The following is a 12,335-nucleotide window of genomic DNA, read 5'->3' as shown; positions in this document are numbered from 1 at the left end:
CTTAGAAGTCCAGGTTGGTGTGCAGCTCGGAGGTGGTGATCTGCGCCTGGTAGCGGTGCCATTCGTCCCACTTGGAACGCAGGAAGAATTCGAAGACGTGCTCGCCGAGGATGTCCGCCATGAACTCGGAGCGCTCGAAGACGCGCAGCGCTTGGTCGAGCGAGGTGGGCAGATCCTTGTAGCCCATCGCGCGGCGCTCGCGGCGGGTGAGCGAATGGACGTCGTCCTCGGCCGGCTCGCCCAGCTCGTAGCCTTCGCGGATACCCTTGAGCCCCGCAGCAAGGATGACGGCGTAGCCCAGGTACGGGTTCATGAGCGCGTCGATATTGCGCACTTCCACCCGGCGCGACTCCGCCTTTCCCAGGCGATACGTGGGCACGCGCACGAGCGCCGAACGGTTGGACACGCCCCATGTCGCCGAACCCGGCGCCTCGTTGCCGAACATCAAACGCTTATAGGAGTTGACCCACTGGTTGGTCACGGCGGTCATCTCCGTGGCGTGCTCGAGGATGCCCGCGATGAACTGCTTCGCCGTCGTAGACAGCGCGAACTCGTCATCCGGATCGTGGAAGGCGTTCGTCTCTCCCTCAAACAACGAGAAGTGCGTATGCATGCCGTTGCCCGGGTGCTCCTCGAAAGGCTTGGGCATAAACGTCGCGCGAATGCCCTGGTTGGTGGCCACACGTTTAATAACGAAGCGGAAGGTCATAATGTGATCCGCCATGGTGAGCAAGTCCGCGTGCCGCAGGTCGATCTCCTGCTGCCCTGGCGCTGTCTCATGGTGGCTCATCTCCGTGGAGATGCCCATCTCTTCCAGCGCCAGCATCGCATACGAGCGGAAACGCGGCGCGGTGTTCTGGCTCGCCTGGTCGAAGTAGCCGCCGTTATCCGTGGGCTTCAACTTGCCCGTCTCTTTGAGCTCCTTAAGCAGGAAGAACTCAATTTCCGGCGAGGCCTTGACGCTAAAGCCATCCGCCGCGGCGTCCGCGACCTGGCGGCGCAGAATCTGGCGCGGGTCCACGAGCGAGGCCTGACCGTCCGGCTGCTGGATATCACAGAACATACGCGCCGACTGCAGGTTGGGATCGTCCTGGTCAAACGGAAGAATCTGGAACGTGGACGGGTCCGGAAGCGCGATGGTGTCCGACTCCGAAATGCGCGAAAAACCTTCCACCGAGGAGCCATCGAAGCCGATGCCCTCCTCAAATGCGTCCTCCAACTCCGAGGGGCTGATGACCACGGACTTCAAGCCGCCCAAAATATCGGTAAACCACAGGCGGATGAAGTGAATATCGCGCTCCTCGACGGTGCGCAGGACAAACTCGTGTTGGCTATTCATGCCCTTCACTCTAGCGGAGCTGCCAACTCTATTGGGCAGTACTTTTCATCCGCTTTGCCCAGCTCACCAGAGCATCTCGGGGGTAGCCTGCGGGGGTGTCTCGCCTCATTCATGTCCACGCACCATGCGAGTCTAAGCGCACTCCGTTAGAACACTCTTACTAAAACCACTCAAGGAGAACGCCATGATGAGCCCCACCACCATCGTCGACGACATCGTCATCGCCGCCCTGCGCGGCTGGACCCCAGACGACCTATTCCACATCCTCGGCCCTGCCATCCATCCTTTAGCCCACCGTGCTGCCATCCGCGTGCCCGCGCGCGTAGCCTCGCCCTACCTGCGCGCCGCCTGGCTCAGGTTACTGCCACCCGCCGATCCTTTCTACGACGTGGGTCTTCTACCCTCCTGGCATGCGGAGCTCACCTCCCTCAAGGTGCTCCGCGACGTCGAACTCCTCACCCCACCCACGACGCCCGAATCCGACCCCGCCGCCAAGATCCGCCGCAAGATCGAGGCCCTCCTGCGCAAGGCCGAGTCCACCGAATTCGAAGGGGAGGCCGACGCACTCATCGCCCGCGCCCAGTCCCTGCGCCAGTCCCACCGCCTCACTGAGGCCCTGCAGGATCCCCATGCCGCCCCCATCACCCGCCGCGTCTATCTCGACGCCCCGTACGTCAAGCACAAGTTCAGCCTGCTCGCCGCAGTCTGCTACGCCAACGGCGTCACCGGCGTGCTCATCGACTCCCGCGGGCTGGTCTCGCTCATCGGCACCGCAGGCGACCTCGACCATGTCATCGATCTCCACGCTTCACTCGCCCGCCAGTGCGAGCACTTCCTCACGTCCTCCCCCGGCGCTGCCGAGGCCAAGCGCACCCGCACCACCGCGGCCTACCGCCGTAGCTTCCGCCTGTCCTACGCCACCAGGATTGGTGACCTGCTGCAGGAGGCGAATTCTTACGACTCCACTTCCGGCTCCGCCGTGTCTTGTGAAGATGCGCCCTCCTCGTCCACGGACCTCGCTACCGTGGCTTCGCAGGCACTGCCCGTCCTCGCCCGCCGCCTGACCGCAGCCGAGGAAACCCGCGACCGTCTCTTCCCTCACCTGTCGACGCTCTCGCTGTCGGCGACGCACCTCGACGGATTGCATGACGGCATCGCCGCCGCTGAGTCCGCGCGCTTGGGCGGCGATTCGGCCGGACTCGACGCGCGCCAGCGGGCGCTCACCGCGTAACCACAGCCACGCATCATTATGGGCCACTTTCTACCCCTAAAAGGTAGGATCGGGCCCAGAAGGACACCCACACGTCGAGGAAAAGGAAAGAGTAGATGGCCATTACCAGTGCCCTCGAAATCGAGGCCAAATTCGCAGTCGACAGCTCCGCCGAGCTGCCGGATCTCACCACGCTGCCTGAGATCGGCTCCGTCGCCCGCGAGGAGCACCACGAGCTCTCCGCCATCTACTTCGACACCCCGGACCTGCGTCTCACCCGCGCCAAGATGACGCTGCGTCGCCGCACCGGCGGCAACGACTCCGGCTGGCACATCAAGACCCCCACCGCCGCTGGCCGCCAAGAACTCCACGCCCCGCTCGATGACGCCGCGGACGGCAACTACATCGTCCCCGCCGAGCTGCTCGCCGAAATCCGCTCGCTCGTGCGCAACCTCCCCCTCAAGCCCATCGCTCAGGTGGACAATAAGCGCGCCGAGATCACCTACGCGGACCCCGAAGGCAACCCCGTCGTCGAGTTCTGTGACGACCATGTCACCGCCAAGTCCTTCCTGCCCGCCGGCAAGGAGACCCGCTGGCGCGAGTGGGAAGTCGAGCTCACCGGCGTCGCCGCCGAGGCCGCCGCCCAGGCCGCCGAGGCTCCCGCAGCCGACGCCCCGGCTCCCGCGAACCTGCTCCAGCTGTGCTCCGAGGCGCTCATCGCCGCCGGTGCTTTCCCGTCTAAGTCCCCGTCGAAGCTGGCCACCGCGCTGGGCGACTCCGTGGACAACGTGCCGCTGCCGCCGAGCATGCGCGAGTCCACCGTCGAGCCGGGCTCCGCCGCCGCGGCCGTCATCGCCGCACTGCAGACCAACCGCGACAAAATCATCGAGTACGACTCCAAGGTCCGCGCCAACGAGTGGGACTCTGTCCACCAGATGCGCGTGGCCACCCGCGAGCTGCGCAGCCACATGGAGACCTTCCATGGCATCGTCGAGGGCCCGCAGATCGCGCACATTGAAAGCGAACTCAAGTCCCTCGCAGGCCTACTCGGTGTCGCACGCGACGCCGAGGTCGTCGAGGAGCGCTGGCAGTCCCTCCTCGCGTCTGAGGATTCCGACGTTCTCGACGAGGCCACCCGCGACCACATCGCCCACGACATGGGCCGCGAATACCGCCGCGCCCACCGCCACGTGATCGGCGCCCTCAACTCGGATCGCTACCTGGGCCTGCTCGAAGAACTCGACCAACTCCTGCTCGATCCGCCGGTCGTCGCAGACACCCCCGCCGAGGACACGACTACCGAGGACACCGCTGCCGCAACCCCCGTGCCTGAGGACGCACAGCCCGAGGCTGAGCCCGCCGCCCACGAGCAACCCGCCCACGACATGGAAACCGTCATGGCCAACCACCTGGGCGAGGCCTATGCGAAGCTGGTCAAGCGCCACAAGAAGGCCGTGAAGAACTGGAGCAATGACGAGCTCCCGCTCCACGAGCGCGAGAACTACTTCCACGACATGCGCAAGGCCGCAAAGAAGCTGCGCTACGCCGCAGAGGCCGCCGGTTCCGCCACGAACCTCAAGACGAAAGCACTCTACAAGGCCTGCAAGGATATGCAGTCCGTGCTCGGCGACTTCCAGGATTCCGTCACCTCGCGCGACAAGCTCCTCGAACTGGCTGAGGCCGCCCGCCGCCGCGGCGAGGACACCTTCGGCTACGGCCTGCTCTACCAGCGTGAGCGCATGATTGGTCTCGAAGCCCTCGCGGACTACCACGAAGCGTTCAAGGCTATTAAGTCCTCCTTCAAGCCGCTGCGCAAGAAGATGGACGCCTAACCGCGCGCCGAGCCGCAACGCAGAAACGGCCGCCGCCCCCATACGGGGACGGCGGCCGTTCGCACAGATAGGCGCAGCGCGGCTGCGCGCGGGAGTTAGTCCTCCCAGGCCTTATCGGCGGCATCGGCAGCAGCGTTGCGCTCTGCAGCGAGCTTGAGGGCGTTTTCGGCCTCTTCGCGGGTATCGTACGGGCCCATGCGATTATCCCAACCGGACTCGGGGCCTTCGGTCACCTGGCCGGTAGCAACGTCGTAGTACCACTTGGTGTTGCCTGCGTTCGTCATTGTCTTTGCTCCTTGTCTGCCGCGACGGGGACGTCGCGGCGCGTTCGTCGTAATCTGTGCCACCCAGGCTACCGCGAAACGCGGGCCGTGCGACCGGTAGAATGTCGACTGTTCCGCTTGGTCTCCCCGCAGCGCGCGCCTGTCGCGCAGCGCCGGGGAGGCATGCACCCCAGTCCAAAGGAGTAATTCTTCATGCCGATGTGGCACCACCCCGACTCCCCCGCCGCTGACCGTGCCCGTGAGCTGCACACGCGCTTGACTGGCGCGCAGCCACAGGCGGTGGCCAGCGCTCCTGCGACGTGGAATGTCATTGGCGAGCACGTGGATTACTACGGCGGCGTGACCGTCATCGGGCTGGTGGATCTGCGCGCCGCCGTGGCCGTGAGCCCCCGCACGGATGACGTCATTCGCGTGACCATCGCAGAAAACAACGAGGAGACCACGGAGGACTCGTCCCTCGAGGCCCTCGCCGCCTTGGCAGCGGCGCAACAGCCCACCACAGATTCGGAGGGCCGCACCATCGTCCCGCCAGCGCCCACGGGCAACACGCACACCCGCGTGGCAGGCATGGTGTGGATGCTCATCAACCGCCAGCTCCTCTCCCGCGAGACCTCCGGCATGGATATCACGGTCGTCTCGGATATCCCACCGCACGCTGGCCTCGGCGCCCGCTCGGCCATGGACGTCGCCACGGCCCTCGCCCTCATCAGCGACCACGAGGAGCTTGCCGATGCCCCCATGCGCGCCCGCATCGCCGATGTCTGCGCCCAGGCTGTCACTTTGTTCTCCGAGGTCCCACCCCTGCGCGCCCGCCACACGGCGGCGCTGCGCGGTGCCGCGGAGACCGTCTCCGTCATCGACTACGCGGATAACTCGGTCACCCAGGCACCGCACCCGCTGGGCAAGGAGATGAGTGGTTTCGTCGTCTCCGTCCCCGCCGCGGGCGATATCGCCGCCTCCGTAGCCCACATTCGCGCCCGCCAGCGCTTCGTCCACGACGCCTGCCACGCTTTCGGCACGGACTCGCTGCGTCTGCTTCCCGATGCCGCCCCGCGCGTCGTCGACTGGCTCACGGCCGTCCACGAAATCGACGGTCCCGAAGGCCAGCCCACGCTTCCCGATGCCCGCAACTGGCTCGCTTTCTTCGATGATGAGACCACCCGCGCCCAGGGCGTCGCCCGGTCCCTGCGTTCGCGCCGCGGCACGGAGCTCTTCTCCGTCCTCGGGTCCTCGCAGACCGAACTCGCTGCCATCTACGGCCTGGAAAATGCGCAGCAGATCGCGGAACTTTCCGCTCTACGCGGCGCCGTCGGCACCCGCGCCGCCTCCGCCGGAATAGCTAACGCCGTCGTCGCCTACGTCCCCGCAGTCAAGGCAGACCACTTCGCCGACGATCTCTCCGAGGCTGGCCTCGATGTCATCGCCCTCCACCCCGGCGAGCCCGCCCGCCCCGAATAAACCGTGACGCACGAAGACCCCGAGCACCGCTCGGGGTCTTCGTCTAAAGCGGACACGCACGTTTAGTCGCGCACCCACGCTCCAATTACGCCCGGCACCGACGGCGGCACCTCACCGAGCAGCGCCCGCCGGTTCTGGTCTTGCTCCACCGCCGTCGTCACGGTCTTTACCTTCCCCCGTTTGTCTCCTTGACCGTGACCAGCGCCCATCATCGGCATCATGCCGCGATGCGCAGCGCCAGCACCACCGCCGACACCGCCCGCACGCACCCCAGCGCCCGTCGAACCCACGCCCGCAGCACCAGCACCTGGCGCGCCACCGGCCGCGACTCCACCTGCACCAGGCAGCCCAACGCGTCCTACACCCGCGCCGAGTCCCCCCGCTGCCGGCATGCCTACTCGGCTTCCGATGCCACCGCGCACACCTCCGCCACGACCCGCAGCCCCAGCCGCACCGCCGCCAGCACCTCCGAGCGCACCCATCGGTGCGGCACCGATGCCTGAGCCACCCAGCCCTGAGTTTATTCCCCCACCCAGTCCTGCTGCCGCTCCAAGTCCCGATGCACCACCGAGATTCGCTGGCGACGCTCCTCCGCCCGACAACGCCCCGATACCCGGCGCGCCACCCGACAATCCACCCGCGGCACCACCCACTCCGCCGGGCAGACCTGCAGTCAACCCCGCCGCGCTCGGCAGCGTTCCGACCGATGCCGGCGTCGTCAGCGCCTGCGACAGCTCCGGCAATCCAGCTGCGTCATAAATCGCCGGAACGTACGTTTGCGCGGCCTTATTGAGCTGCGCCAGGTCCTCCGCCGACAACCCGATATCATTGACCGGCCGCAGCTGCCCATTGACAATCTCGAAGGACCCTGGTCCCACCGCACCGCGCACAACCGCTTCCTCAAAGGACTTCGGCCATTCCACCTCATCCGTCGACAAACCAAATCCGCTCGCGTTGACCGCGTCCATGCCTGCCGTGAAGTCTCCTCCCGAGGCACGCATCTGCGGCTGCGCGATGCTCGCCACCGGCGGCAGCGAGACATCCACCATCGACTGCAGCGCGTTCTGCATCATGACCAGACCCGACTGCTCGACGGCTTCCCGGCTCACCGGATCCATCGGCAGAGACAACGTCGACGCCATGGACAGCGCCATCAACTTCGATACCTGGGACAATCCCAACATCGCACCCGTGCGTCCAGCCATCGCCCCTGCATTCGCCGCAATCTCCGAGCCCGTCCCTGCAATCTCACGGATCTTCGCCACCGCCGCGTCAATCGACTCGCCCTCGTTCGACTCTTCGAGCGACGCTGCCATCGACTCCAGCTGCGCCGCAGCCTCCCCTGCCGACGCGGAAACAGATTTCCACTGATTCAGCGTCGCGGAGATGCTATTGGCGTCGAGCGACAGCACCTCAGCAATAACTGACAAGGCATCCATTCCGACTGTCACCACTGGCTTCACGAAATGAACCGCGCCATAGCTCGCATCAGGCTGCGGGTCCAACATGAAAATCTCATCCGGAGAAATTCCGCCCGTCTCAACGGCTTCTAGCGAATGCGCCGCAAGCATATCCTGGGCAATTGCTCCAACAGCGAACTTTCTTAACTGTCCCCCAATCCACCCCATCTGTTGTCCCAGCAATTGGACGACTTGTTGAGCGGATGAAGGATCCGAATTTAGAAGTCTCGAATGAATCTGTCCGGCTTCACGCACACCAGAAATTGTAGAAATTGCAGACGTCATTCCTCCTGCAAAACTCGAGCCACGAGAAATAGTGTGCTCGAGATTCACAGCACGCGAACCATTATCTTGAAGATTCGAAGTATTAAGCCGCATCATCAAGTTCCTTCGCATATAGAGAGGAGAGAATTTTCTCTGGCATGCGGCATTGTTCTGAGCCATGCCCTGGCGCTGTCACAAAAGCATAGGTAACTGAAATTGTCCCTCGCGGAGTTTCAACGGCAGCTTCACAAACTTGCTTCATAGCTGGGTCAACTGGCCGTAGAACTACAATTTCTGGCATGGACGGGTTACCCCGCCCGTCTACAAACTGCCCCGCCGATTCCGCTAGATTCAGTGGATTGCCTTGCCACGCATTAATCGTCAGCAATGCGCCCTCCAAATCTTGGTGGAGCGGGAGAAGTTCACACGGAAACGGCGTTAGATGGCCGAGAGGGTTTTCTTTCTTAATCAAGCCAGCCCGTTGCAGGACAACCTCTGGGATTTCCTTACACGGCTCGAAAGGATCTGCTTGATAGGTTGCCAAATCAAAAGGTCCCGGTTCAGGCATCGACCAGCCGCCCAAATCAATTGACGCTTGGTCCTCTCGTGCTTCGTCGTCAGCGGTGTCTGGTGCAGGCGCCGCGGGGCTTGCGGCGGCGGCAGTTCCGACGGCAGGCTGTGGCTCGGCGTCGCTGACGGTGCAGCCTGTGAGAAAGGCTGCAACTATGCCAAGGCACGCCACATTATGCAGTGGTCTTAACATGTATTTTCCTTAAAACTTCGATCAACAAATAAACGTTGGGGAGTTCAAGGAGTTCAACGCCGTCGGCTGGGCCCCGAAAGGCGTCCCCCTCTGCCCACCAAGCATGCCCGAAACTCGATGATTTGTCGCGTTGGACACCAAAAATTCATTTTGCGCCGACGGAAGGCTGGGCGGATAAAGGAAGCGTGGGACGAACGCGGTGTTCGTCCCACGCTGTTGCACGCTGGCGCGGATGATTAGAAGAAATTCTTGTAACGAATCTGGAATTCTTCCTCGGTTTCGCACTCGCCGTCGCCGTTCATTTCCCGCATGCCCTGTTCAAGGATGGCGTCGTACTCATCAGGGTCGTCGGGCACTGGGATGGGCGTGATGGTGGCCAGACGGTCCTCATGGGCGCGGCGCTGGCGTTCGCCTTCGACGACCTCGTCGATGTACTGGGCTTGGACGACTTCGCGGGCCACGGTCTCATTCATGCCGGTGGCGACAAGCTGGTTGAACGCGCCGCGGACGGTCTGCCGATACTCATCGACTTTACTGTCATCACCGTAGAGTGCAGTGCATGCCTTCACGAGGCTGGCCTCAGATACTGGATAGTCCATCATCAATCCGGTCCTTTCTACTCGATGGGTGGATGGGCCGAAAGGCTAACAATTGCCCCTGACACGAAGGCCAGGAAAGCTAATCCGCAGGCCAGGCGAAGGCAACGGAGCGCTCGGCGGGATTGGCGCGTACGAGGGAAATGGCCGTCTCGGCGCCGGGTTCGGGCGCACCGATGACGTCGGCGACGATGGGCGGCGTGGTGACGAACGCGCGGGCCTTGGACTTCTCGGGATCCGAGTCGAGGATGATCGAATCGAAGTTGGTGCCCACCCACGGGGCGAGGACGGTGGCCTCGGTGAGCTTGAGACAGGCGCGGTCGACTTGGGAGGCGACGGTGTTCGTGCGCTTCATTGTTTCCAGGAGATCATCTGCGCGGGAGGAGACCCACTCGGGCACAGGCTCGCCGGCAGACAGGGCGAGGCAGACCTCGGTGGCGAAGCGGTCCGCGAGACGGCGCAGCGGCGCGGTGACGTGGGCGTAGTAGCCGCCGATACCTGCGTGGACCTCAGGCTCCTCGTCAGGGGTGAGCCACTGGTAGCCGGCGCCGCGGAGGAGGTACTGGGCTTCACGCATCGCGGCCATGCCACGCGGGGTATCGGGATCGACACTGAGCAAAAATTCCGAAATCGACTGGTCCGTAAGGTCGAAACCGAGTGCGGCGACTTCGGAGCGAAAGGAAGCCTCGGACTCAGGCGAAGCAGCCGGCAAGGTGCGCAAGAGCCCGACGCCGTGGGAGGCCATGAGCTGGCCCGCGCACATGCCGGTAAGAAGGGAGATCTCCGAGTTGAAGTCCATCACCTCGTAGCGCGGCTCGGCGAGCAATTCGAAGACAGTCTCGCCGGACTCGGTGGGGGTCTCCTCGACGGATTGGGAAGGCACGCGCAGGTTGATGGCGGAGCGGCGCAGGCTCGAAGTCTGGCGCAGGGCGCCGACCTCGGGCAAGAGCGCGATGGAGGAATGCAGGTGGCCTGCTACGAGATCGGCGTGGACGGCCTCGTAATCAAGTCGGGCGCGGGATTGGACGAGGGCGCGCTCGACGTCGAAGGAGGACACCTCGCCGGCAGAGTCGAGCTGGAAGGTCCAGAGGACGGCGGGGCGGGGTGCATCGGGAAGCAAACTGGCGGCGTCCTCAGACAAGGCTGCGGGATGCAGGCGTGCGGGTTCGTCCGGCAGGTAGATGGTTTGGCCGCGCTTGAAGCCCTCGACTTCCAGCGGCGAGCCCGGCGCGATGAACGCCATAACATCAGCGATGGCGTAGTGGACGGTGTAGCCGGTGGCGGTGGCCTCGATGTGGACGGCCTGGTCCAAGTCCATGGAGCCGGCCGGGTCGATGGTCACCAGCGGGATGTGGCGCGCGTCGCGACGGATATCGGCGAAGCGGTCGCGCGCGTTGCGGGCTTCCTCCTCGACAGTGGGCGGGAAGGCACGCTCGATGCCGAATTCCTCGGCGACGGGTTGGAAATCGAGCGGGGCGGCATACAGCTTCATAGTGAGCCAGCCTAGCCGTTAAAAAGGGCGAATGAGTCGACCTATAAGCCGGATTCTGTACGCCGCCCGTGTGGGTGGCGCGACGAACATCCATCTAGACCAACCGTTGCCAGTTGGTTCAAGCAGCTACCTTCAGGCTTGGGCGAGCAGCCCTCAATCACCTGAGCAGGCCCGCCAGTGGCGAGCCGTGATGCCTTGCTCCCAGTGGGGTTTACCCAGCTACCGCCATCGCTGACGGTACTGGTGCGCTCTTACCGCACCGTTTCACCCTTACCGGTTCCGCACAGCGTTCGTTTCCGAACGGAGTGAGGAAACGGCGGTCTACTTTCTGTTGCACTTGCCCGCGGGTCGCCCCGGGTTGCTGTTAGCAACCACCGTGCTCTGTGGAGTCCAGACTTTCCTCGGCGTCCGCTGGCCGCTGTCAAAGCGGTAGTTCGGCGCGTCGCGTTCGTCCGGTCGGCTCATTCGCGACTTTCTAGTTTAGCCCCAGGTGCGAGACATCGTTAATCGAGCGGACGAGCGAGCCTGAATCCCAGAACTCGACAACGGAGACGGAGGCCAGGTCGAGGAAGATGTGGTTTACGGTCGCGGCGCCGGTGCCGAGGGCCTGGCGCAGGAGATCCTTGATGGGGCCCACGTGGCTTACCACGAGGACGGTCTTTCCGGGGTACTCATCGACGAGGGCGCGGCGGGCTTTGAGCACGCGGCGGTGCAGCGCCTGCTGGGACTCGCCGCCCGGCGGGGCGATGGACGTGTCCTCGAGCCACTCGGAGTGTAGTTCGGGGTCGCGCTGGTGGGCTTCGTCGAAGGTGTGGCCTTCCCAGGCTCCAAAGTCCACCTCGCGCAGGTTGTCGGCGGTGAGCACAGGCAGGTTCACAGCGGAGCCGACAGCCTGCGCGGTGTCGCGGCAGCGTTGCAAAGGGCTCGAGACGATGGCATCTATGCTCCAGCGGGAGGCGGCGTGGGCGGCGGCCTCGGCTTGGGCGCGGCCCGCGGAGGACAGCTCAGCGTCGGTGCGCCCGGCGTACTGGTAGGCCTCGCTCATGGCGGTGGCACCGTGCCGCAGGAGGATGAGGCGCGTGACGGGTCCGCGCTCCCCGAGCCAGGACAGGTTGGAGGCAGGAATAGGGGTCTCCGAGTCAGAGGCCGGCGCGGGGGCGGGAGACGGAGTCTCGGTAGCGGGGGCATCGGCACGCTGGACAATGCCGACGGGGTGCCCGGCAGCACAGGCGTCCATGGCGTCGTTGGACAGGGCGTCGGCCACCTTGTTCTTCGCACGCGGGACCCAGGTAATGGAAAAAGACTGGAAGCCAGAGATGATCCGGCGGGCCTCGAGCGCGAGCTTTTGCATGTCCGGGTGCTTGATTTTCCAGCGCCCGGAAATCTGCTCGACGACGAGCTTGGAGTCCATGTAGGTCTCCACCTCGGTGGCACCTAGGTCGCGGGCGGCCTCGAGGCCACGCAGGAGTCCGTGGTACTCGGCGACGTTATTGGTAGAACCCTTGCCCACGACGTAGGCGATTTCACGCAGGACGGTGACTCCGTCCGCGGCGTAGACGACGGTGCCGGAGCCGGCGACGCCGGGGTTGCCGCGCGAGCCGCCGTCCGTGTACATGACGACCTTCATTGACCAGCCT

Annotated in this window: 10 protein-coding genes and 1 other RNA gene; 3 read left to right on the top strand and 8 right to left on the bottom strand. The window is 64.5% G+C overall.

The window, feature by feature from the left end; genetic code table 11:
• Position 1: 1 nt before the first annotated feature.
• Entirely contained in the window at positions 2-1,339 is a 1,338-nt protein-coding gene (locus tag HMPREF0307_RS04990) for a glutamine synthetase family protein (protein WP_066488603.1), read from the bottom strand.
• Between the two features lie 184 nt (positions 1,340-1,523).
• Here HMPREF0307_RS04990 and HMPREF0307_RS04985 point away from each other — a divergent pair, with 184 nt between their 5' ends.
• Both HMPREF0307_RS04985 and HMPREF0307_RS04980 read left to right on the top strand, forming a co-directional pair.
• Complete coding sequence (locus tag HMPREF0307_RS04985; RefSeq protein ID WP_066488518.1) at positions 1,524-2,570, top strand: DUF2786 domain-containing protein; 1,047 nt, start codon at positions 1,524-1,526, stop codon at positions 2,568-2,570.
• Positions 2,571-2,665: 95 nt separating this feature from the next.
• Positions 2,666-4,381 (top strand): CYTH and CHAD domain-containing protein, encoded by a 1,716-nt coding sequence (locus tag HMPREF0307_RS04980; protein ID WP_066488508.1) that lies wholly within the window; start codon positions 2,666-2,668, stop codon positions 4,379-4,381.
• Between the two features lie 95 nt (positions 4,382-4,476).
• Here the strand turns inward: HMPREF0307_RS04980 and HMPREF0307_RS04975 are convergent, their stop codons facing one another.
• A complete protein-coding gene (locus tag HMPREF0307_RS04975) occupies positions 4,477-4,665 on the bottom strand; it encodes a hypothetical protein (RefSeq protein ID WP_066488506.1) in 189 nt (62 codons plus the stop codon).
• A gap of 192 nt (positions 4,666-4,857) precedes the next feature.
• Here HMPREF0307_RS04975 and HMPREF0307_RS04970 point away from each other — a divergent pair, with 192 nt between their 5' ends.
• Positions 4,858-6,123 carry a galactokinase family protein gene (locus HMPREF0307_RS04970; protein WP_066488504.1) on the top strand — a complete coding sequence of 422 codons (1,266 nt, stop codon included), beginning with the start codon at positions 4,858-4,860 and terminating at the stop codon, positions 6,121-6,123.
• 62 nt (positions 6,124-6,185) lie between these two features.
• Here the strand turns inward: HMPREF0307_RS04970 and HMPREF0307_RS04965 are convergent, their stop codons facing one another.
• From HMPREF0307_RS04965 to HMPREF0307_RS04945, 6 genes are all read right to left on the bottom strand, one after another.
• Positions 6,186-7,553, bottom strand: a complete 1,368-nt coding sequence (locus tag HMPREF0307_RS04965) for a hypothetical protein (RefSeq protein ID WP_156435904.1) — start codon at positions 7,551-7,553, stop codon at positions 6,186-6,188.
• A gap of 397 nt (positions 7,554-7,950) precedes the next feature.
• Positions 7,951-8,610, bottom strand: coding sequence for a hypothetical protein (locus HMPREF0307_RS12875; protein WP_156435903.1), 660 nt, complete (start codon positions 8,608-8,610; stop codon positions 7,951-7,953).
• A gap of 236 nt (positions 8,611-8,846) precedes the next feature.
• Complete coding sequence (locus HMPREF0307_RS04960; protein ID WP_066488496.1) at positions 8,847-9,212, bottom strand: hypothetical protein; 366 nt, start codon at positions 9,210-9,212, stop codon at positions 8,847-8,849.
• A gap of 76 nt (positions 9,213-9,288) precedes the next feature.
• Positions 9,289-10,698: an RNB domain-containing ribonuclease gene (locus HMPREF0307_RS04955; protein ID WP_066488493.1), complete on the bottom strand. Its 1,410-nt coding sequence runs from the start codon at positions 10,696-10,698 to the stop codon at positions 9,289-9,291.
• 28 nt (positions 10,699-10,726) lie between these two features.
• An RNA gene (rnpB, locus tag HMPREF0307_RS04950) (RNase P RNA component class A) lies at positions 10,727-11,162 on the bottom strand.
• An 11-nt stretch (positions 11,163-11,173) separates the two neighbouring features.
• Positions 11,174-12,325 (bottom strand): bifunctional RNase H/acid phosphatase, encoded by a 1,152-nt coding sequence (locus HMPREF0307_RS04945; protein ID WP_066488489.1) that lies wholly within the window; start codon positions 12,323-12,325, stop codon positions 11,174-11,176.
• Between the last annotated feature and the right edge of the window lie 10 nt (positions 12,326-12,335).

Origin of the sequence: Corynebacterium sp. DNF00584 (assembly GCF_001552965.1) — a bacterium.
GTDB classification, from domain to species: domain Bacteria; phylum Actinomycetota; class Actinomycetes; order Mycobacteriales; family Mycobacteriaceae; genus Corynebacterium; species Corynebacterium phoceense.
The sequence above is the reverse complement of the archived record's forward strand: the minus strand, read 5'-3'. Positions and strand labels throughout refer to the sequence as shown.